The 18,477-nt window shown below is 60.0% G+C and carries 22 protein-coding genes; 15 read left to right on the plus strand and 7 right to left on the minus strand.

Annotated elements, in window-relative coordinates; all coding sequences use genetic code 11:
• Positions 1–2: 2 nt before the first annotated feature.
• The 5 genes from NIBR502773_RS16150 (at position 3) to NIBR502773_RS16170 (ending at position 2,948) form a co-directional block, all read left to right on the plus strand.
• On the plus strand, positions 3–401 hold the full coding sequence (locus tag NIBR502773_RS16150) for a hypothetical protein (protein ID WP_373682349.1): 399 nt from the start codon (positions 3–5) through the stop codon (positions 399–401).
• 159 nt (positions 402–560) lie between these two features.
• Positions 561–1,103: a hypothetical protein gene (locus tag NIBR502773_RS16155; protein WP_141156432.1), complete on the plus strand. Its 543-nt coding sequence runs from the start codon at positions 561–563 to the stop codon at positions 1,101–1,103.
• Between the two features lie 121 nt (positions 1,104–1,224).
• Complete coding sequence (gene lepB / locus NIBR502773_RS16160; protein ID WP_141156433.1) at positions 1,225–2,010, plus strand: signal peptidase I; 786 nt, start codon at positions 1,225–1,227, stop codon at positions 2,008–2,010.
• Positions 2,007–2,423, plus strand: coding sequence for a hypothetical protein (locus tag NIBR502773_RS16165; RefSeq protein WP_141156434.1), 417 nt, complete (start codon positions 2,007–2,009; stop codon positions 2,421–2,423). The genes lepB and NIBR502773_RS16165 overlap by 4 nt, the downstream gene beginning before the upstream one ends.
• A 90-nt stretch (positions 2,424–2,513) precedes the next feature.
• Positions 2,514–2,948, plus strand: coding sequence for an RDD family protein (locus NIBR502773_RS16170; protein WP_141156435.1), 435 nt, complete (start codon positions 2,514–2,516; stop codon positions 2,946–2,948).
• Positions 2,949–2,981: 33 nt separating this feature from the next.
• Here the strand turns inward: NIBR502773_RS16170 and NIBR502773_RS16175 are convergent, their stop codons facing one another.
• Positions 2,982–3,239 (minus strand): hypothetical protein, encoded by a 258-nt coding sequence (locus NIBR502773_RS16175; protein WP_065948568.1) that lies wholly within the window; start codon positions 3,237–3,239, stop codon positions 2,982–2,984.
• A gap of 508 nt (positions 3,240–3,747) precedes the next feature.
• Here NIBR502773_RS16175 and NIBR502773_RS16180 point away from each other — a divergent pair.
• Together NIBR502773_RS16180 and NIBR502773_RS16185 are read left to right on the plus strand one after the other, a co-directional pair.
• Positions 3,748–4,140, plus strand: coding sequence for a DUF2846 domain-containing protein (locus NIBR502773_RS16180; RefSeq protein WP_174562754.1), 393 nt, complete (start codon positions 3,748–3,750; stop codon positions 4,138–4,140).
• Between the two features lie 212 nt (positions 4,141–4,352).
• On the plus strand, positions 4,353–4,973 hold the full coding sequence (locus NIBR502773_RS16185) for a hypothetical protein (protein WP_141156437.1): 621 nt from the start codon (positions 4,353–4,355) through the stop codon (positions 4,971–4,973).
• Positions 4,974–5,064: 91 nt separating this feature from the next.
• Here NIBR502773_RS16185 and NIBR502773_RS16190 read toward each other — a convergent pair whose 3' ends face one another.
• Together NIBR502773_RS16190 and NIBR502773_RS16195 are read right to left on the minus strand one after the other, a co-directional pair.
• The gene (locus NIBR502773_RS16190) at positions 5,065–5,652 is read right to left on the minus strand and encodes a hypothetical protein (protein ID WP_065941031.1); all 588 of its coding nucleotides are present in this window, start codon (positions 5,650–5,652) and stop codon (positions 5,065–5,067) included.
• A gap of 16 nt (positions 5,653–5,668) precedes the next feature.
• On the minus strand, positions 5,669–6,280 hold the full coding sequence (locus tag NIBR502773_RS16195; RefSeq protein WP_141156438.1) for a hypothetical protein: 612 nt from the start codon (positions 6,278–6,280) through the stop codon (positions 5,669–5,671).
• A gap of 173 nt (positions 6,281–6,453) precedes the next feature.
• Here NIBR502773_RS16195 and NIBR502773_RS16200 point away from each other — a divergent pair, with 173 nt between their 5' ends.
• The 7 genes from NIBR502773_RS16200 to NIBR502773_RS16230 all read left to right on the plus strand — a co-directional run bounded on the left by NIBR502773_RS16200 (position 6,454) and on the right by NIBR502773_RS16230 (position 11,829).
• Positions 6,454–7,035 carry a hypothetical protein gene (locus NIBR502773_RS16200; RefSeq protein WP_141156439.1) on the plus strand — a complete coding sequence of 194 codons (582 nt, stop codon included), beginning with the start codon at positions 6,454–6,456 and terminating at the stop codon, positions 7,033–7,035.
• A gap of 39 nt (positions 7,036–7,074) precedes the next feature.
• Complete coding sequence (locus NIBR502773_RS16205; protein WP_027608087.1) at positions 7,075–7,755, plus strand: CsgG/HfaB family protein; 681 nt, start codon at positions 7,075–7,077, stop codon at positions 7,753–7,755.
• Positions 7,756–7,784: 29 nt separating this feature from the next.
• Positions 7,785–8,147, plus strand: coding sequence for a DUF4810 domain-containing protein (locus NIBR502773_RS16210; RefSeq protein WP_027608086.1), 363 nt, complete (start codon positions 7,785–7,787; stop codon positions 8,145–8,147).
• A complete protein-coding gene (locus NIBR502773_RS16215; RefSeq protein WP_027608085.1) occupies positions 8,144–8,794 on the plus strand; it encodes a DUF799 domain-containing protein in 651 nt (216 codons plus the stop codon). The genes NIBR502773_RS16210 and NIBR502773_RS16215 overlap by 4 nt, the downstream gene beginning before the upstream one ends.
• Positions 8,795–8,939: 145 nt before the next feature.
• A complete protein-coding gene (locus tag NIBR502773_RS16220; RefSeq protein ID WP_141156440.1) occupies positions 8,940–10,562 on the plus strand; it encodes a VWA domain-containing protein in 1,623 nt (540 codons plus the stop codon).
• Positions 10,563–10,654: 92 nt separating this feature from the next.
• Positions 10,655–11,227 (plus strand): RNA polymerase sigma factor, encoded by a 573-nt coding sequence (locus NIBR502773_RS16225; RefSeq protein ID WP_141156441.1) that lies wholly within the window; start codon positions 10,655–10,657, stop codon positions 11,225–11,227.
• Positions 11,224–11,829: a hypothetical protein gene (locus NIBR502773_RS16230; protein WP_141156442.1), complete on the plus strand. Its 606-nt coding sequence runs from the start codon at positions 11,224–11,226 to the stop codon at positions 11,827–11,829. The genes NIBR502773_RS16225 and NIBR502773_RS16230 overlap by 4 nt, the downstream gene beginning before the upstream one ends.
• A 181-nt stretch (positions 11,830–12,010) precedes the next feature.
• Here the strand turns inward: NIBR502773_RS16230 and NIBR502773_RS16235 are convergent, their stop codons facing one another.
• The gene (locus NIBR502773_RS16235; protein ID WP_027607878.1) at positions 12,011–12,646 is read right to left on the minus strand and encodes a LysE family translocator; all 636 of its coding nucleotides are present in this window, start codon (positions 12,644–12,646) and stop codon (positions 12,011–12,013) included.
• Between the two features lie 766 nt (positions 12,647–13,412).
• Here NIBR502773_RS16235 and NIBR502773_RS16240 point away from each other — a divergent pair.
• A complete protein-coding gene (locus NIBR502773_RS16240) occupies positions 13,413–14,477 on the plus strand; it encodes a 2,3-butanediol dehydrogenase (RefSeq protein ID WP_227432305.1) in 1,065 nt (354 codons plus the stop codon).
• Between the two features lie 112 nt (positions 14,478–14,589).
• Here the strand turns inward: NIBR502773_RS16240 and NIBR502773_RS16245 are convergent, their stop codons facing one another.
• The 3 genes from NIBR502773_RS16245 to NIBR502773_RS16255 all read right to left on the minus strand — a co-directional run bounded on the left by NIBR502773_RS16245 (position 14,590) and on the right by NIBR502773_RS16255 (position 18,203).
• Positions 14,590–16,287 carry a B12-binding domain-containing radical SAM protein gene (locus NIBR502773_RS16245; protein ID WP_257227952.1) on the minus strand — a complete coding sequence of 566 codons (1,698 nt, stop codon included), beginning with the start codon at positions 16,285–16,287 and terminating at the stop codon, positions 14,590–14,592.
• A gap of 130 nt (positions 16,288–16,417) precedes the next feature.
• Positions 16,418–17,323, minus strand: a complete 906-nt coding sequence (locus tag NIBR502773_RS16250) for a DMT family transporter (RefSeq protein WP_141156444.1) — start codon at positions 17,321–17,323, stop codon at positions 16,418–16,420.
• 103 nt (positions 17,324–17,426) lie between these two features.
• The gene (locus NIBR502773_RS16255) at positions 17,427–18,203 is read right to left on the minus strand and encodes an AraC family transcriptional regulator (RefSeq protein ID WP_141156445.1); all 777 of its coding nucleotides are present in this window, start codon (positions 18,201–18,203) and stop codon (positions 17,427–17,429) included.
• Positions 18,204–18,477: the final 274 nt, after the last annotated feature.

Genomic DNA, 18,477 nt, shown 5'->3' on the forward strand with positions numbered 1-18,477 from the left:
TTATGAGGCCAGCTAATGTGGATTGTGCGTTTCTCTTTGCAACGCTTCAAAGTCAGTTGGTTCTTGCGTTCGCGGAGCTATATCCCAATGCAAGAGATTCTACCTGGCTCCTCGACTTTCCGAAGAGGGGAGACATGCTTGTTGATGGTGAACAATGGCAATTTCTCAGACATGGTGCAGGTATACGTTTTGAAAGAGTGTCGCGTAAACCCCATTGGGTTGTGGATGTTCATAAACGCTTTGATGAGCCGAAAATAATCGATAATTGGCGAGTACTTCATTTTTTTGAGTCGTGTGGGGTAAACATGGATGAAAGCCAAGTGTCATCGTTATTGCGTGAATTGTGTTTGAAAGGTCACTTGCTTGACCAAGGTAATGGACAGTTTCTATTTGTCGGCTGATTATGAGTAGATTTCCGCTTCTCGACACGCACGCACCTTCGAACTGATGGCAGCGGAAAATAGGGGGCAGACCACGACTAGTGCACCAATGTATATTGGTGGTCTGCCCCTATTTTCACTCGCAAAGTGATTTTTTGCCATAAAATCAGGGGGGTAGTTATGAGTTATGAGCATAAAGCATTTATTTTTGATATTGATAGTTTCAATCGTGAACTTAAGCCGTTGTTGGAGAGCTGTTTGCGCTCGGGAAGTATCGACCAGATGCGGGATTTCATTGTTTCTAATAGGCAGTCTCTAGTTGATCCATATGAGGGTTTTGCGTTAGAGGATAGCTGGGAAGATATGATTGAAAGCAAGGACATTCATCAGTATGGGGATTTCGCACTTACGAAATATTATTCGCCTACTGATGACCGAGGGCTTGGCTTATGGTGGAGTATTTCTCAAGAGCTGTTTTCTGATAAAGGTAAATTAGGCTTCTCGCCTTTTTTAGGTACGCCGTTAGGTTCGGGATCAAATTTCTTTGATCCTGGGAAAATGGGTTCTTACTTCCAGGCTCAACATGAAGTGAGCGAAAGCCTAAGTAGGGTTTTGGAGGTCGAAGGAAAAGTTTCAGATGATGCGTTTGAGGCTGTTAGAGAATTTAAAAAAATGCTTGAGCAGGCGATAGACGAAAAAAAAGGGGTGTATATAACTTTTTAAGAATCAGGGTCAGACCACCGTCACAATCCTTAGCCAGCTAACAGCGATTAAAGGTTATGTGGATTGGCGAGCCCAGCAGTAATATGCGCGGCGCCAGCATTTGCATTATTAAGGATGATCAATGAAACCCGCAAAATTCTCCCTCCAGGCCTTCCTGATGGCCTGCCTCATACCCGGCTGGGGCCTGGTGTATGTAGGCCGTACGCAGTGGGGCATCCGGGTCGCAGCGTTGTTGCTCGGCGGGGTCGCGCTGATGGGCGCCTTGGGGTTGGTCACCACACCCCTTGGGCTGTATGCATTCTTCGCTTTCGTCATCACGGTCAAATTGACCTCTGCCATCGTGTCCGCCGTGTTGGCCCGTCGCTACAGCGGTCCGCCCCATGTGCCGCGTAAACGCTTCCATGCTCTTTACGTCGGCGTGGTGCTGATCCTGGTGCTGACGCTCGACGTCTTCCGGGTGCCGTTGCTGGGCTTCAAAAACTATTACATTCCGTCGGGGTCGATGGTTCCGACGTTGTCGATTGGCGACTACATCATGTCTGACCTGCGGGCTGGCGTGCCCAAAGTGGGGGATATCGTGGTGTATCGCTGGAATGGCACCGAGGCGGTCAAACGGGTGGCGGGAATCGGTGGTGACACTCTGGCCATCGTCCATGGCGAGCTGATCCGCAACGGTGAGAACCTGGGTTTGTTTCACGCACCGGCTGAGCGCGTCAAAAAGGACTACTCCCTGGAGTTGGCGCCACTCCAGGTAGCGCCGGGGCATGTGTACCTGTTGGGCGACAACCGTGATGTCAGCAACGATAGCCGCTTCATGGGGCAGGTTGCGCTTGATGATGTGGTGGGCAAGGTCTCCGGCATCTGGTTCTCGAATGAACGAGCGCGTATCGGGACGACGTTTCCATGAGCTTTTCGAGTATCGGCTGTCGGATCGCCCAGTGGCTGTGCCTGCTGCTGATGTGCGTCAGCGCCATCGCGTTCATCCTGGCCTGGGCCTACCTCTATCGTGATTCGTCTTGGTTGGGCACGGCCGCGGCGGGTTTCGTCTGGGGTGGGATCGGGTTGTTGTTCGCGTGTGTGTTTGAACGGTCTCGAACCGCCGCCGCCACGCTGCGATTCATGCTGACTCGGACATCGGCGTTGCTGGTGTTTGCGGCCGGGGTGGCCTATCTGGTTGGCCTGCTGTGGGTCGGGCCGGAGCAGGACTTTATGGACGCTCAGTTAAAGGGCGCGTCGTGCGGTAAGTACACGGGCACGATTGAGAAAGGGTGGGAGCAAATCTGCGCCCGTTCCCATTCGGAACAGCCACAAACGCCATGAGGTTAAAGCCACCGCGTATGGACGCGAGCGGGCATGTACAACGTGTGCCGGCCTCAATGACATCTCTTCGACTTTTGGATAAATGACGGTATGAGCGAATCAGTATCGGCCGCAGGCACCTGGAACCTCGCCAGCCCAGGCAAGCGCCTGCTCGGCTATTTCATCGATATGGCCGTGGTGCTTTTCCTGCTGTTTTTGAACCGAAACCTGGACTACGCCTATTTCTATCTGGGCTCTGCAGGAGGCCCGGCATTGTTTGATGGCCTCCACTATGTGCTGCTGTTTTCAGCCTTCGGGTACTACCTGTTTTGCGATGCCTTGCCCAATGGCCAGAGCCTGGGCAAGCGGGTGTGCCGCACGGCCGTGGTGGGTTACCCGTACCCCACGAACTGCACGCTGTTCCAGTCGTTCCTACGCAATGTTCCGAAGATGGTGTTCAGTGTGCTGGACGGTCTTTTTGTACTGTTCGGCCTGCGTCGTCGCTTGGGCGATATGTTGGCCAAGACGATTGTCATCAATGCCTGAGCAGGGCGGCCTGGACGGGCCGCCCGGTTTAACTCAGGACGGATTGGCGTTCAGCCTGCGACTGATCGCATCCAACAAATCACAGCCGTCGCGCAGCGGAATCGCCAGCAGATGGGCAAAGTCCTGCAGCACCACGGCATCGCTGCTGAGCTGATCGCGGAAGGCCAGGTTTTCCAGCAATTGGGTGACGGCTTGGATGCGGTGCACGGCGGCGTCGTGGAGGACGTCGAGGGGGGCTTGGGTGTCGATGAGCAGGGCGGGGACGGTGCAGTCGTGGCCGGTCAGGGGCATGTAGCGGTTCATAATTGGCACTCTGTTAAGTGGTTGAGACCACCACTCAATCGTCGCCAAACGAATGGGTGGCAGCTGTACGCAGGTTGGCGAACCGGCAACAGAGTAAACCGGCAGACCCGAAGGTCTCCCGCGCACAGCCGCCATAAAAGGCACGGCTTTGCGGGTGCAAAAACACCTGCATGAAAGCGGATTGCTTTTGCACTCTGTTGTCAGGTCGCCAAACCTGATCGCCATTTGGACGACGGCCGGACTATAAGCCCCTCACCCAAAACAGCGCAAGGCATCAGGGTAGTGGCACAATGCCTCATGCAATGCCATCCACTGCCGACACACTGGCGATGCCCAGACGCATCAAAAATCTGAATCGGCCTTCGCCGGCGTTTTCGAAACCGCCCCACCGCTACCCACAAGGAAGAAATACATGATCAAGTTGTTCTGCAAAGCCGCTGTCGTTGTGTCCCTGGCCACGCTGTTTGGCTGTTCTTCGACGCCGTCGGTAGAGAAGATGCAGGCTGACGTGGCGAGCTATGCGCTGCCCAAGGCTGCCGTGGCCGATAAAGGCCTGGTGTATGTCGTACGCCCTAGCAACGTCGGGATGCTGGTACGGTTCAACGTGTTCCTGGATGACAAGGAAGCCGACTCGGAGATGGGTTACAACCGTGGTAACCAATACATCTATTTTTTCGTGACGCCGGGCAAGCACGTGATCAGCTCCAAGGCTGAAAACTGGGCGGACATGCCAATCGACGTCAAGGCGGGTGAGGTGGTTTACCTCAAGCAGGAAGTCGAAATGGGCTTCGCCGTGGCGCGCAACAGTCTCAAAGTGCTGAGCGATCTGGAAGGCCGTTATCTGGTCAAGGATGCGTCCTTGGGCACCGTGGCAAAAGAAAGCAAGTAACTAAAAACGCTTAAGACGGCCGGGCCCGAGCTCGGCCGTTGTCGCTGTTCATCCGCCCTGCACACTTAGCTTGGTAAGGGGCTGACACGCGATTCTTCAACTCTCGTTGATTGACCACGACATAAGCCGGAGTGGCACCGTATGGACGCAAATCCCCCGCTATGCGCCTGACCTTTCCGGCCCGCAATTATTTAGACCCAAGGAAGCTGTCAATGAAACTGCATCGTCTGTTTATCTCACTCACTGCACTGGCGACCTGCACCAGCAGCTTCGCCGCGGCGCCTGCCCTGCAAAGTTTTCTCGCCTGCGACCAGAACTCCATGGCGGTGGTAAGCCAGGCAGGGCTCAAGGAGCGTGTTGCCCATAAGCTGGAGAACGGCAAGATCACGCTCAGCGGCGGCACAAAGTCCGATATGGGCCAGCGCTGGATGTTCGACACGCCACTGACGCTTGACGGTATGACCTTGACCGGCTTTTTCGCCGAAGACCAGGACCTGATGGGCTCGCGCATCATCAACTGGGGGTTCTACACCGAACAGGCGCCCGACGCGCTTTACGCACAGCTGAGTAAAGTACCGGGTACGGCGTTGGAGAAAGCCAACGGTATCTACGCGCGTGCGCAGATCTGGTCGCACAAGCAATCAGCCTGGGTGCCGGAAGGCGGCGATGACAACGCGGGCAAGCTGGTCACCGATACGGCCGAACGCATCTTGATGGTCGAGCCCGCACCCGGTGACCTGGCCAAGACCAGCAATGGCATGATCACCTGCTCGGTTCAGGGCACGGTGAGCGCGGCGATGCTCAAGACCACTCGACCTGACCTGATCAAGTGAGCTGAGGCTGGCAGCGATACCGCGGGCATGCTGAATGCCTGCGGTGTTCTCCGGTTTTTCGCGAGCAAGCTCGCTCCTACAGAGGGCGGGGTTACAGCAACTTGCGCTGCACCGCTTCATCCAGCGTACTGCGCGTCAGCGCCTCGACCACTTCCCGCGTGTCCGCCTGGAACGGGATGCCCACGATCAGTACCAGATGCATCCAGGTGCGCACTGATTCGCTCTTTTTGACGCGGCCCAGCTCCTTGCCATCCTTGTCCTTGAACACTGTCTCCAGGGTGAAGGTGTTTTTCGCTGTGCTCGGGATGATGAAGAACGTCGCGCCGGTGATGATCGCCGAGGCCATGCTGAACTGTTCGTTGTTGTGCAGCGTGGCATCGACGTAGATATCCGAGTCGACCTTGTCAGTGCTTACTCGCGAGAAACGGTTGGACTGGCGAAACGAATCGGCCACGGCCTTTTCCCACAGCGCCACCGGGGCGCCGACTGCCGCGTTGCCAGGGCCGCCGTTGACGTGGTTCTGCGCGGTGGTGTGCACGTACGCCGTGGGCTTTTGCGCCGGCGCGTTGGCGGTCGGTGGCCAGGTCTGTACGGCGGGCAATTCGTGCTGCGAATAGGACACGCAGCCAGTCAGCAGGACGGCGGCGAGTACCAGGCTGTGTTTGATCAATCCTTTCATGCATCACTCCTTGAAATTACGGTTTGGCCAGGTTGGCGGTGGCGGTGTCGAGCAGTTGCCCGACCAGTTTGGTCAGCTGTTGGCCGCCCATCGACGGTGCCCAGTATTGGCCGCTGTAAAGCCCGACGTTGTGTTCGAATTTGATCGAATCCTTGGCCTTGGCCAGTTCCTTGCCGTTGCGGTCGACGATCACCAGGTCGCCGGCCACCTCGAAGCTGTCCACGTAGATCGGGCCGTTGACCCAGATCCAGATGGTCAGGGTCAGCAGCGCGCCGGGTACGTACGCCGGGTGTGGCGCGCGATGGCCCTTGAGGGCGGTCATGTTGAATCTGAGCGTCACGTCCTGCTCGCCCAGGCGCACCGGATAGTCGGTGACCTGCTTGAAGTAACCCCCGGTGCGCACGTACTGAGTGATCTGGGCCGTCAGGGAGCTGCTGATGGCGGCCTTGTTGGCTTCGTTGACGTCGGCGGCGCTCACCGTCACATCGGCGATTTGCGCACTGCGCGGGCTGCTGACAGCGACCGGGTGGAGCGGGGCGGCGATGGGGCCGGTGACGGTGTAGGAAACGCAGCCGGTCATCGACAGCGCAGCGATCAGGGCCGTAGCCCGAAGCAGAGTATTAAGCACGCAATGTCCCTATAAGTGAGCAAGCCAAGTTACTGTCTCGACCCGTATCCCCATAACTTGAGGGAATGTGCGCCACCGCACGGCAACCGACGAAACACCTTGAGAACCGCTCTCAACTCCGTAAAATGCCGCGATTGTTTAAAGCACGATACTTTTCAGGGACGAATCCAGACATGCGCATGTTTGCCGTATTCCTCGTCGCCTGCCTGATGGCGGGCTGCGCCTCCAAGCCGGAGTACTACATCTCGCCGGCACCGGTCACCATTCCCAAGAACGCCACGTACTGGCTCGACACGTTTGATGTTGAGGTGGTGGGCAAGAATGAGCGCTTCCTGCCGGATGACAAGGTTCGCCAGCAACTCGGTGTCGATCTGGTCGACCGCCTGCTCAGCGCCAAGCGTTATGCATCCAGCAAGGAAAAAGCCGATTACCTGTTGGATATCAGCATCGTCTACACGCGCCATATCGCCGACTCAAAAGGCGGTCTCTCGACGTTGATCGTTGATGACAACACCATTCTGGCCGCTGTCGATTTCAGCTATCGGGTCAAGGTCAAGAAGGGCGCTGGCGAGGTCCTGCATTTTGCCAAGACGCGAAACAACCTTGTGCCTGCCGGCGTGATGGGTGAAGCGCAAAAATGGAAAACCATGGGCGGGATCATCACCAACTCCGGTAACTCGAGCGTCGAGCGTTTTTATACCGGCGTGTTGAGCCGCGACATCGTCGATGATCTGCGCGACATCCCGTCTCGCTAACGTTGCCCACTACCGATTTACCACCCCCAGGAGCACCCCGTGAACACACTGTCCAAAATCCTGCTGTCCGGCCTCACCGCCGCAGCGCTGTTGACCGTGGCCGGTTGCGCCACGGAGAGCAACCGCGCCATGCCGGTGGAACAGGTCGCCAGCGCCAACGTCGCCTATTCCGGCGTGCGTGTGCCCATCGCCGTGGGCAAGTTCGACAACCGCTCCAGCTACATGCGCGGCATCTTCTCCGACGGCGTCGACCGCCTCGGTGGCCAGGCCAAGACCATCCTGATTACCCACCTGCAGCAGACCAACCGCTTCAGCGTGCTGGACCGCGACAACATGGGCGAAATCTCCCAGGAAGCCGCGATCAAGGGCACCGCGCAGAAGCTCAAGGGCGCTGACTACGTGGTGACCGGCGACGTGACCGAATTCGGCCGCAAAGAGACCGGCGACCGCCAGCTGTTCGGCATCCTCGGCCGTGGCAAGACCCAAGTGGCCTACGCCAAGGTCGCACTGAACATCGTCAACATCAGCACTTCCGAAGTGGTGTATTCCACCCAGGGCGCCGGTGAGTACGCGCTGTCCAACCGTGAAGTGGTCGGCTTCGGCGGCACCGCCAGCTACGACTCCACCCTCAATGGCAAGGTCCTCGACCTGGCCATGCGCGAAGCCATCAACCGCCTGGTCGACGGCATCAACGCCGGCGCCTGGAACCCGCGCAACTGATCAACAGCACCTCAAGGAGCAGTACACGGATGAGCAAGGCAGTGAAGTTGGCGCTGATGCTGACAGCGATCGCGGCGGTCGCCGGGTGCCACACGGCGCCCCAGCCCCTGTATCAATGGGAAAGCTACCAGCCGCAGGTTTACGAGTACTTCAAGGGCGAGCCCAAGGAAGCGCAGGTCGAGGCGCTGGAGCGTGATCTGCAAAAGATCAACGCCAGCGGCCGCAAGGCGCCGCCGGGTTACCACGCGCACCTGGGCATGCTGTACCTGAGCATGGGCAAGGATGACCAGATGGTGCAGGAGTTCCGCACCGAGAAGGCGCTGTTCCCCGAGTCTGCCTCGTACATGGACTTCCTGCTGAAAAACGCCAAGACCGGAGTGGCCACTAAATGAGCCTGTTGAAACTCACCGGTGCCTTGCTGGCCCTGGCTTTGCTCGGCGGTTGCGCAGCGCCCAAGACCATTGACTACACGGCGTACAAGCAGGCGCGGCCCAAGTCGATCCTGGTACTGCCGCCGATCAACGAGTCGCCGGAAGTGCAGGCCTCGTACAGCCTGGTCTCGCAAGTGACCTACCCGCTGGCCGAAGCCGGCTACTACGTGCTGCCGATTGCCCTGGTGGACGAAACCTTCCGCCAGAACGGCCTGACCACCGCCAACGATATCCAGGGCGTGCCACCGGCCAAGCTGCATGACATCTTCGGCGCGGACGCGGCGCTGTACATCACCGTCAGCGAGTACGGCACCAAGTACATGCTGATCTCCAGCGACACCGCCGTGACGGCCTCGGCCAAACTGGTGGACCTGCGCACCGGCACCACCCTGTGGACCGGTTCGGCTCGGGCCTCCAGCGAGGAAGGCAACAACAACAGCGGCGGCCTGGTGGGCATGCTGATCACCGCGGCGGTCAAGCAAGTGATCAACAGCTCCACCGATGCAGCGCACCCGATTGCCGGCATCACCAGTGCACGCCTGCTGTCGCCGGGCCAACGCGCGGGGATCCTGTACGGCCCGCGTAACCCGAAGTACGGCACGGACTGAGTTCATCGCCTCGGTTCAAATGTGGGAGGGGGCAAGCCCCCTCCCACATTTGAATGTCTGTGTTATTTGAATCAGGGTTAACCCGAACATCCCGCACCGTGCGTCTGACCTTGTGAACGGATCATTCACTCACGAGGTTCAGCCCATGTCCCGTCCTCTGCTCTTCCTGCGTCCTGCCGCCCAAGGCTTTGCCGTCACCCTGGTGGTGGCGCTGGCCGGTTGTGGGCTGTCCTCATCCCCTGAGTTGGCCAAACCGGCCGAGCCCGTTGCCGAGTTGCAACGCGCGTCGCCCCAGGGCGCCATGGTCAAACGCATGGCAATGCCCGCGCCAATGCGCATGCAGGAATCAGCGGCGATGGATTACCGCAGCGAACCCCGCGAGCAATACGCCAACCTGCCGGACAACCCGGTGCATCGCGTGGCCGAAACGCCGGTGTCCACCTTCAGTGTGGATGTCGACACAGGCAGCTACGCCAACGTCAGACGCTTCCTCAACCAAGGCAGCCTGCCGCCCGAAGGCGCTGTGCGACTGGAGGAAATGGTCAACTACTTCCCCTACAACTACGCGCTGCCCACCGACGGTTCACCGTTTGGCGTGACCACCGAAGTCGCCGCCACGCCGTGGAACCCGCATACCCAACTGCTGCGCATCGGCCTCAAGGCGTCCGACAGCGCCGTGGCGGACCTGGCGCCGGCCAACCTGGTGTTCCTGGTGGATGTGTCCGGCTCCATGGACCGCCGCGAAGGCTTGCCGCTGGTGCAAAGCACCCTGAAATTGCTGGTGGACCAGTTGCGTGATCAGGACCGGGTTTCATTGGTGGTCTACGCCGGTGAATCCCGCGTAGTGCTCAAGCCCACATCGGGGCGCGACAAGGCCAGGATCCGCAATGCCATCGATCAACTCACCGCCGGCGGTTCCACGGCAGGCGCATCCGGTATCGAACTGGCCTACCAGATGGCCCGCGAAGGCTTTATCGACAAGGGCATCAACCGCATCCTGCTGGCCACCGACGGAGACTTCAATGTGGGCGTCAGCGACTTCGACAGCCTCAAGCAAATGGCCGCCGAGCAGCGTAAAAGCGGGGTGTCCCTGACCACCCTCGGCTTCGGTGTGGATAACTACAACGAACACCTGATGGAACAACTGGCCGATGCCGGCGATGGCAATTACGCCTATATCGACAACCTGCGCGAAGCCCGCAAGGTGCTGGTGGACCAGCTCAGTTCAACCCTGGCGGTGGTCGCGCGGGATGTGAAAGTGCAGGTGGAATTCAATCCGGCACAGGTCAGCGAGTATCGACTGCTGGGCTATGAAAATCGCGCGCTCAAGCGTGAGGATTTCAACAACGACAAAGTCGATGCCGGTGAGATTGGCGCAGGGCATACCGTGACCGCGCTGTATGAAATTGTGCCGAAGGGCCAGAAGGGCTGGTTGGAGCCATTGCGCTACGCCACTGCGCCTGCGGCCGAAGGTAAATCCGATGAACTGGCGATGCTGCGCGTGCGCTACAAGCCCGCCACGGGCGGTGACAGCCGCTTGATCGAACGGCCCATCCGCCACGAAACCACCCAGGCCAGCGACGACCTGCGCTTCTCGGCGGCGGTGGCCGCCTTCGCCCAACAGCTCAAGGGCGATGGCCGCTACACTGGCAGGATGAGTTTGAAGGACACCGCCGCACTGGCCCGCTCGGCCCGGGGCGATGACCCGTTCGGCCTGCGCAACGAGTTCGTGCAACTGGTGGAACTGGCCCAAAGCCTGAAACCTTGATCTCAAACAGGACACTGATCAAGTGTGGGAGGGGGCTTGCCCCCTCCCACACTTGAACAGCGTTAAATTTATAAAAGGAGTTCGCCCCCTGCATGGCTGTTCCAGATGATCCATCCAGCGACGAATCGCTGCTGGCCCGTTACCGCACCGGTGATGCCGCCGCGTTCGAAGCCTTGTACGCGCGGCATCGCCAAGGCCTCTACCGCTTCCTCGTGTCCCTGAGCAACAAGGCCGAACTGGCCGAGGAAATCTACCAGGACACCTGGCTCAGCCTGATCCGCAGCAACACCCAGCCACAAGGCCGGGCGAGTTTTCGTACATGGCTGTTCCAGATCGCCCGCAACCGCCTGATAGACCACTGGCGCAAGCACGGCATCCACAACCCGCTGCACGACAGCTACGATGAGCAACTGCACGCCCAGGCCGACGACAGCGCCGGCCCCGAGCAACAGCTGAGCCTGAGCCGCGACCAGGCGCGCCTCGACGCCGCCCTGCAAGGCTTGCCCGAAGACCAGCGCGAAGTCTTCCTGCTGCGCCTGCACGGCGACCTCGACGTGCCGCAAATCGCCGCCCTCACCCAAGCCCCGCTGGAAACCGTCAAAAGCCGCCTGCGTTACGCCCAGCAGAAACTGCGCCGCCTGCTGGCCGAGGAGATACTTGCATGACCGACTCCCGACATACGCCCGACACCGACGACGTGCTGATCCAGCATTACCGTCAACACAGCAGCGGCGAGCCGCCCGCGTCCCTCGACGCCTTCATCCTCAGCGCCGCCCGCCGCGAGGCCCCGGCGCCGCAACCGAGCCTGTGGCAACGCTGGCTGCACGCCTGCCAACGCCCGCGCTGGCAAATGGCATTCGCCACCGTGGCCGGCTTGGCGCTGATGATCGGCGTGGTCACGCGCTCGCCAGTGCCGCAGCCCGAAATCTCCACGGCGACCTTCTCCGCCATGCACGAGCAAGCTGCCCGCCCAGCGCCGCAAGCGTTGTCCGCACCGGCGCCGATGGCGCGCATCGACGCCGCGCCCAAGGCTGAACGTGCGCCGGTTCAGGCTGAGATGGCAGGTGCGCTGGCAGATGAATCGAGCGCCAGACTCAGCAAGCGCGCACCGTCAGCGTTGCCGTCGCTGGAGCAAGAGTTACAGGCGATAGTGCGCTTGCGTGAAGCGGGTGAAAGCAAAGCCGCGGATGAAAAATTGCTGGCGTTGCACGCGCGCTTCCCCGAGGAAGACCTGCCGGCGCGGCTGGAGGCGCTGCGCAAGCATTGACCAAGAAAGAATGGGCCACCGGTAACCTGTAGTGAGCGGGCTTGCCCCGCGCTGGGGTGCGAAGCACCCCCAATGAAGACACATGCGGTATACCCGATAGCGCACAGCGTCTGGTTTTGGGGATGCTGCACAGCCCAACGCGGGGCAAGCCCGCTCACCACAGTGCCCTCAAACCCCGTCTTCAACGCCGCGCATCAAAAACCATGCGCACCGCCAGGCCAGCCAGCACCGTCCCCATCAGCCAGCGCTGCACCAGTTGCCAAACCGGCTTGGCCGCCAGGAAGGTCGCGATGGAACCGGCCATGATGGCGATCACCGCATTCACGCTCACACTGATCATGATCTGGGTAAACCCCAGCACGATGGATTGTGTCAGCACGCTGCCGTGGCCAGTGGGGGAGATGAACTGGGGCAGCAATGACAGATACATCACCGCGACTTTGGGGTTCAACAGGTTGGTCACAAAGCCCATCATGAACAGCTTGCGTGGGCCGTCCCTGGGCAAGTCGCGCACATGAAACGCCGAGCGCCCGCCGGGCTTGACCGCTTGCCAGGCCAGGTACAACAGGTAAAGCGCACCGCCGAGCCGGAGTGCGTCATACGCATACGGCACCGCCATCAGCAACGCGGTAATCCCCAGCGCCGCACACAGCATATACACGACGAAACCCAGCGCCACGCCGCCCAGTGAAATCAACCCGGCCAGCGGCCCCTGGCAGATCGAGCGCGAAATCAGGTAGATCATGTTCGGGCCGGGCGTCAGCACCATGCCAAGGGAAATCAGACCATACGCCAGCAGGCTCGACAGTTCGGGCATGGGTTAACTCCTGTAGGTTGAGCGCGTCGTTGCGCAGGTTGGATGCGCTTGATGGTAGGGCGGGAGCAGGGCGCGCGTTAGATACAGATCGGCTGACAAAACGTCATACAGGGGCTTGGGCCGCTTGAGCACCCTTGGTTGGCGCCGGGCCCGTCAGTTAAGGGCGAACACCCTACTTGTGGTGAGCGGGCTTGCCCCGCGCTGGGCTGCGAAGCAGCCCCAATCAGGATCCCTGTGTTCTGTCAGGTAAACCGCAGCGCCTGGTTTTGGGTCTGCTCCGCAGCCCAGCGCGGGGCAAGCCCGCTCACCACAAGTTACGAGTAGTCCTCGATCACGTGGGGCGTGGAGGTGCAATCTCGAATGCGTTATCGGGTGAGCCTGCGCAAGCTTATTGTGGTGAGCGGAATTGCTGTGGTGATCGGGCTTGCTGTGGTGAGCGGGCTTGCCCCGCGTTGGGGTGCGAAGCGCCCCTAATGAAGACGACTGCGGTGTATCAGGCACGCCCCTGGCATCAACGCTTGCAGTGAGACGCAACGTCTCACGGTCTCGTCGCTACCATGCGCGATCTGGCATGGCGCGTCTCGTTTGACCTCGATGCCGGCCACCCTTGGGTGTTCATTCGGTGGCTCTAGGAGAGGGGCGTCCAGGCGTTTTTGCACAGCTGGCACCGGCCTTGCTCTAGCCCCTTGCAACCCACCCGGCGCGCCAGTGCCAACCGTTTCAAGGAGACTTCGCTATGAGCCTTTCGAGCAACTCGCAACGCAGCATGCGTGCCGCTGTCTGGCACGGTCGTAACGACATCCGCGTCGAAGACGTGCCGCTGCCCGTTTCGCCGCCTGCCGGTTGGGTGCAGATCCGCGTGCAATGGTGCGGCATTTGCGGGTCCGATCTGCATGAGTACGTGGCCGGCCCGGTGTTCATTCCGGTCGACGCCCCGCACCCGCTGACCGGGATCAAGGGCCAGTGCATTCTCGGTCATGAGTTTTGTGGCGAGATCGTCGAACTCGGTGCCGGCGTACAGGGTTTCAGCGTCGGCGAGCCTGTGGCGGCCGACGCCTGCCAACATTGCGGCACCTGCTACTACTGCACCCACGGGCTGTACAACATTTGCGAAAACCTGGCCTTCACCGGCCTGATGAACAACGGCGCCTTCGCAGAACTGGTCAACGTGCCCGCCAACCTGCTGTACAAGCTACCGGCGAACTTCCCCGCTGAAGCCGGGGCGCTGATCGAGCCGCTGGCCGTCGGCATGCACGCGGTGAAAAAAGCCGGAAGCCTGCTCGGGCAAAACGTCGTGGTGGTCGGCGCCGGCACCATCGGCCTGTGCACCATCATGTGCGCCAAGGCGGCGGGCGCGGCCCAGGTGATCGCGCTGGAAATGTCCGGCGCGCGCAAGGCCAAGGCCCGGGAAGTGGGGGCGACCCATGTGCTCGATCCGAATGAATGCGACGCCCTGGCCGAGGTCCGCCGCCTGACCGGCGGGCTCGGCGCGGACGTCAGTTTCGAATGCATCGGCAACAAACACACGGCCAAACTCGCCATCGACCTGATCCGCAAGGCCGGCAAGTGCGTATTGGTGGGCATCTTCGAAGAACCCAGTGAATTCAACTTCTTCGAGCTGGTGGCCACGGAAAAACAGGTACTCGGCGCGCTGGCCTACAACGGGGAGTTCGCCGACGTGATCGCGTTTATCGCCGATGGGCGGCTGGACATCTCGCCACTGGTGACGGGGCGCATTCAGCTGGAACAGATCGTGGGCCAGGGCTTCGAGGAACTGGTTAAAAACAAGGAACACAATGTGAAGATCATTGTGTCGCCTGCCAGGGTCTGACGCGCACGCTGACCGCCGCAGTCTTTGCCCCGCTCCTGATTCCCCAAGCAAAACAGGGGAGAGGAGCGGAGGCAACACGGCGCTAAAAATCCTCGCAGCCAGCGTCCTTCACTCACGCATCCACAGGCCAGGTACCGCGACGCACCATCTCCCGGACACGATCAGCCCCGTTGGCCCGAACCAGCAACTCCATGCGTGCTTTCTCGATGTCCTCGGCACTCCATTGGTCGGTCGCCATCGTGGCTTTTTCATGGGACCAACCGTTGTCGTAGTGACGCACCACATACTGCTGCTGGTATTCCCACATCGACGTCCCGGGAATCGGCGTGACGATAAACGGGTTGGCGTACGCCATGCCGGCGCCCATGAGGTTGACCGCGTAGTCGATGGTGCGGTCGATCAGCTCCAGGCTCTCTACAAAAGGCTTTTGCCCAGGTCCGCCGGGGGGATTGACGAACCCCAGCATAAACCCGCCGGTGACCTGAATGCCGTGCTCGGTAAAAATCTCGATGAGCTCGAACGTCGAGTGCTGGATCGCGTTAAGTCGGGATTTGTTGGAATTGACCAGGCTGTCTTCGTTCGCGCTCTCCACCGCGAGGTAGATGTTGTAGCAGCCATTTTCGGCAATCGACCGAATGAACTTCCTTGCCGTGAGCCCGCCTTTTACTGCCTCGATCACATTGCGATATTGCGGGCTCTTGCGCTCCTTCTCATCCATCTGGTCGATGAAGCGTTCGCCCAAATGCAGCAGGATCAGGTTGAAAAGGCTCAACCCGCCTTCTTCGACCCAGGGCAAGTCATGTTTTTTCAGGAGCTTGCCAACCTCCATCGCATACAACGGGTCATGCATCAGGTGATCGTCCTCGATCAGCACTTCAGTGACCCCCTGTTTCACCAGATCGGCCAGGTGCAAGTCAAACCAGTCCAGGCCAAGTGCGCGCCAAGGGCCGTTGATTTTCGGGATGTAGCAGAAGTTACAGTTCACGTTGCAGCCAATCGTGGAGAATATCTGCGCCCAGGCGCCATGCTTGCGTACGCGTGCTCCTGAGGAGTGATAAGGCTGCAGGTAATGCTTCATGTCCAGAAAGCTGAAGTCCGGCAAGGGCATGACGCCGAGCCGCTCTTCGAGGTCCTGCCGCTTGGGGATGATGCTCAGGTAGCTGGACTTCTGGGTGGGCCGGATCAGTTGTCCGCGGCTGTCGCGGTACGCCACCCCAGGTACGGCATTGATGTCTGTGCCTTCGTGGGTCAAGGCATCGAGCAGCAGGGTAAAGGCGCGGTCAGCTTCATTGATCAGCGCGAAGTCGAAGGCCGAATCCAGCAGTGCGTTCTTCCAGTCACCACTGGAGTGAGCGCCGCCGGTGATCAGCACCAGGTTGGGATCGAGGGTTTTCACCAGCTCGGCCAACGCTCGTGCGTTGCCCCATTGCACGGTGTAGTTGCACTGGATGCCGACAATATCGGGCTGCGCGGTTTCGATGATCTCGCGTATCTGCGTATCGGTCAGGCCGTAGCGGATCAGATGCCCTTGGTCGACCTTGACCAGGCTGTGCTCCTGGGACCAGCCGGCAAAGGGCGAATCGACAATCTGCACGTCATAACCGGCCCGCCGGGCCACCGTGGCGATGCGCAACAGGCCGATAGGCGTACCGGCACGCTTCATCACTTCGAATGTATCAATGCCGATGCGGGCAAATGCGCTGTCGTGGGACGTGGGCTCGATCAGACGTGTATAGGGCGGCACAAACAGCAGCACACGAGGCGCCTCGCCATGGGCGCGACGACGGATGCCGGTTCGGCTGTTCAGCAACGATGGCTTTCCCAGATGACTGAGTAAGGGCCGCGTGGGCGAGACCGAAAAACTCGGCCCGTCGCTCTCGATCCTCATGGTTCCCTGCGAAGCTATCAAGTTCATTTCCCTGTCTCCTTACCCGTCGAGATCACCGCGAGGTCGTGCGTGAGCGTGAAGTGGCGATGACCGCCCCCGTAATGATCAACACCGCGGGAATCATCAGGATCGGCTTGGCATCGCTTTGCCCCACGGCAATCAGCAGCAGCGTGGAGAACAGCGGCGCCAGGTAAGACAGGGCGCCCAGCATCGAGAGGTTTCCGTGCTTGGTCGCGTGGTCCCAGGCAAAAAAAGCCAGGCCCACCGGGCCCAGCCCCAGGGCAATGATTGCGGCCCACTGGCCCGGCTCAGGCCGCACCGTGGTTTCGAAAGCCAGGTGACAGAGCCCCCCGGCCACAGCCACCAACCCGCAAATACCCCCGACTATGCTGCTCGGAACATGGCTGAACCGCCGGTTGAACACCGAATACATCGCCCAGACCCAGGCACACGCAAAGGCTGCGGCGTAACCGACCACCGGCATCGACGCACTGTCACTCCGGGCCCGCAGCTGCATGATGAAGGCCGTCCCCGCCAGGCCGAGCAAGGCGCCCAGCAGCTGGCGCTTGCGCAGCGACTCGCCGGTGGCAAGGCTCGACAGCAGCACGATCAGCAGCGGCCACAGGTAGGCAATCAGGCTGGCTTCAGCCGCAGGCGCGGCCTTCAGGGCAAAGAAATACAACGCGTGATAGACAAAGATCCCGGCAAAACCCGTGGCCCACACAGGCCAGGGCTGGCGCCAGCTGCTGAACCCAGCAGCGCCACGCAGCCCCAGCACGCACAGGCTGGCCAAGAACGCGACCGCGAAGCTCGAAGCCAGCAACTGAAAGGCCGGGATCCCGGCGGTCAAGGTGGTCAGAAGCGCCAGGCACGCCCACAAAAACACGGCAATCACCCCGATCAGCGTCGCACTGGCGGCGCCCTTGGCAAGGGTGATGGATGGGTTGGAAGTGCTCATGCAAGCCCCGTCTGCGGATAATCCTCAAGCGGGAACAATAGAAAGGTCGAGAGAGCGAGTATTGATCAGGCCCGCCAAAGAATTGTTCGGGACTGCTGTTTTTTCAGGGCGCGCGCCCTTGTTTACGCACCACGGCCGGCGTCAGATGGCGGGCTTTCTTCAGGGCATGGGTTAACGCACTCTGGTCGGCGTACCCGGCGCGATGCGCAATATCAATAATCGACAAAGACGTTTGGCGCAGCAGGTCAATGGCCAGATTCAGGCGCAAATTCGCGATATGCGAGAACGGCGTGGTGTTCAGGTGCTGCCCAAACAGCACATACAAACGCCGCTCACTGGTGCCCGCATAACGCGCAATATCATGCGCCGTCAGGGCCGTGCCCAAGTGCTGCTCGATGTAGGCCAGCGCGCGAGCAAGAATGAACTGACCAGGATCGCTCCGCGCAACCTCGGGCTGCAATAACGAACACAACAACAACCGACTCCAGGACTCGGCCATCGCGAGCGACCCGACCAACTGTGGCCCGTTGCAACTGGCGTAATCGAGCAAATGCCGTATATCGGGCCTGACCGCAAAAAAGCGCTTGTCGTTGAGCGGGTCAAATGACGCAACCGTACCCTTCTGCGCCTCGCCACGCTCGGTCGAGACGTCCAGCACCAGGAAACGGTTATGGGTATTGGCCAGGAACGTATGCCGAGCCCCAGCAGAAATCACCACCCCCTGGCTCGCATCGACCTTTCCACCTCGCCCGTCGACCTCAATCTCCATCGACCCGGATTGAGGGAGCACGATTTGATGGAAGTCATGTTGGTGAAGCTCGACCTGACCGGAGTAGGAGCGCAATGAGAGAGAGAACGATTGGGGGGTGGGGGTGCTCATCCGTGAGTCTCCGGGGGTGAGGGGCTTAGCGTACGTTACTGTTGTGTTTGGATGCCAGACTGTATTTGGGGGGATTCGTGGGGGGAAGACAGCGGTAAACCGTTAGAAACAAGAAAGCCCGCACGGGGCGGGCTTCTTGGGGTGTTTTGTAGACTGTCTGAGACAGCCAGAAACTAGTATGTGGTCCCTGCGTCGTTTGAACTGGATAGTAAGAACCCAGTATTCATTGGGTATGCTTGGTGTTTCTTCGGTTAGGCATACACGTGGGCATACA

This window comes from Pseudomonas sp. NIBRBAC000502773, assembly GCF_006517195.1.
GTDB classification, from domain to species: Bacteria; Pseudomonadota; Gammaproteobacteria; order Pseudomonadales; family Pseudomonadaceae; genus Aquipseudomonas; species Aquipseudomonas marginalis.

Coding starts and splice junctions, on each gene's coding strand:
- NIBR502773_RS16210 (WP_027608086.1), top strand. CDS start 7,785: ATGAGCAAGGCAGTGAAGTTGGCGCTGATGCTGACAGCGATCGCGGCG.
- lepB (WP_141156433.1), top strand. CDS start 1,225: ATGAAACCCGCAAAATTCTCCCTCCAGGCCTTCCTGATGGCCTGCCTC.
- NIBR502773_RS16235 (WP_027607878.1), bottom strand. CDS start 12,646: ATGCCCGAACTGTCGAGCCTGCTGGCGTATGGTCTGATTTCCCTTGGC.
- NIBR502773_RS16230 (WP_141156442.1), top strand. CDS start 11,224: ATGACCGACTCCCGACATACGCCCGACACCGACGACGTGCTGATCCAG.
- NIBR502773_RS16220 (WP_141156440.1), top strand. CDS start 8,940: ATGTCCCGTCCTCTGCTCTTCCTGCGTCCTGCCGCCCAAGGCTTTGCC.
- NIBR502773_RS16215 (WP_027608085.1), top strand. CDS start 8,144: ATGAGCCTGTTGAAACTCACCGGTGCCTTGCTGGCCCTGGCTTTGCTC.
- NIBR502773_RS16165 (WP_141156434.1), top strand. CDS start 2,007: ATGAGCTTTTCGAGTATCGGCTGTCGGATCGCCCAGTGGCTGTGCCTG.
- NIBR502773_RS16200 (WP_141156439.1), top strand. CDS start 6,454: ATGCGCATGTTTGCCGTATTCCTCGTCGCCTGCCTGATGGCGGGCTGC.
- NIBR502773_RS16150 (WP_373682349.1), top strand. CDS start 3: ATGAGGCCAGCTAATGTGGATTGTGCGTTTCTCTTTGCAACGCTTCAA.
- NIBR502773_RS16255 (WP_141156445.1), bottom strand. CDS start 18,203: ATGAGCACCCCCACCCCCCAATCGTTCTCTCTCTCATTGCGCTCCTAC.
- NIBR502773_RS16190 (WP_065941031.1), bottom strand. CDS start 5,652: ATGAAAGGATTGATCAAACACAGCCTGGTACTCGCCGCCGTCCTGCTG.
- NIBR502773_RS16175 (WP_065948568.1), bottom strand. CDS start 3,239: ATGCCCCTGACCGGCCACGACTGCACCGTCCCCGCCCTGCTCATCGAC.
- NIBR502773_RS16240 (WP_227432305.1), top strand. CDS start 13,413: ATGCGTGCCGCTGTCTGGCACGGTCGTAACGACATCCGCGTCGAAGAC.
- NIBR502773_RS16170 (WP_141156435.1), top strand. CDS start 2,514: ATGAGCGAATCAGTATCGGCCGCAGGCACCTGGAACCTCGCCAGCCCA.
- NIBR502773_RS16155 (WP_141156432.1), top strand. CDS start 561: ATGAGTTATGAGCATAAAGCATTTATTTTTGATATTGATAGTTTCAAT.
- NIBR502773_RS16225 (WP_141156441.1), top strand. CDS start 10,655: ATGGCTGTTCCAGATGATCCATCCAGCGACGAATCGCTGCTGGCCCGT.
- NIBR502773_RS16250 (WP_141156444.1), bottom strand. CDS start 17,323: ATGAGCACTTCCAACCCATCCATCACCCTTGCCAAGGGCGCCGCCAGT.
- NIBR502773_RS16180 (WP_174562754.1), top strand. CDS start 3,748: ATGCAGGCTGACGTGGCGAGCTATGCGCTGCCCAAGGCTGCCGTGGCC.
- NIBR502773_RS16185 (WP_141156437.1), top strand. CDS start 4,353: ATGAAACTGCATCGTCTGTTTATCTCACTCACTGCACTGGCGACCTGC.